The 886-nt window shown below is 48.3% G+C and carries 1 protein-coding gene; it reads left to right on the top strand.

Annotated elements, in window-relative coordinates; genetic code table 11:
- Positions 1-886 (top strand): hypothetical protein (locus FGT79_RS31490; RefSeq protein WP_171056543.1); only part of this gene is annotated, 886 nt, incomplete at both ends.

Below are 886 nucleotides of genomic sequence, written 5' to 3'. Positions count from 1 at the left end.
GGTCGATTAAGATATTCCAATGAGGCGGATCAACACGACCATGTCGTATGGCTGGAAGGCGATTCAGATAACCGGGATGCGAATAGTGATTCGGATAACTATGTCAATGAGAAGAAAAAGTTTCAAGAGCGAAGAGACGAAGTGACGAATGTAACAGCGATCTCCGATTTTTTGATTCTGCAAACCTCCACGGGCGATCAGTCGGTGATGTCCTTTGAGAAGCCTTCTCCTGCTGTTAAATTAACGGAACCACTCGCCGTCCCTAAGTCTAGCTTTGATGCCATGTGGACGAATAATGTAAAAGCGGCAGCGAAGTGGGGAGAGTATGCCATTCACATCGGATCGTACAATGGCAAGTATGCGACGCCAGCGAGTAAGTACTCCGGAACGGGCAGCACAACGGTAAGCTCCATACTGGATACGAGCCCTGCGGGGTTGGTTCGACCAGCCAGGCCGACAAGTCCGATGAGATTGATGAAGACCGGATTAGATGTGCCGGACACCTTGCCTAATCAGCTGTATGTGACAGGGCAATCTTCGGTATTCTTTCAGAACATCATGAATTACAATCCTACGGGGTTACCGAATAAGTATGCAATCGATCTGGATAACGATTATGCCTTTAATGGACAATCCTATAGAAGCTCTTACTCTTCAATGGACGCAAAGGTTAATGATGTGGTCATCCATAATCCCGTATCTACGGAGTTTGCGATGGTAGAAGCATTGCCGGCTAAGCTGGATCAGCGGACAGCGTCTTCCGTTCAATTAGGCGGGAATCTGATGACACCGGTTACCGAGTATGAGCGTGTATTAAAACCGGGTTACGTCTTTGTCCCCACGCCTCCGACCTATGAGAAGCTGGAGGTGCCTAATCCGGATTATC

This window comes from Paenibacillus sinopodophylli (assembly GCF_005930355.1).
GTDB lineage: Bacteria > Bacillota > Bacilli > Paenibacillales > Paenibacillaceae > Pristimantibacillus > Pristimantibacillus sinopodophylli.
Note: the sequence above shows the minus strand (reverse complement) of the source record. Positions and strands in the feature narration are given on the sequence as shown.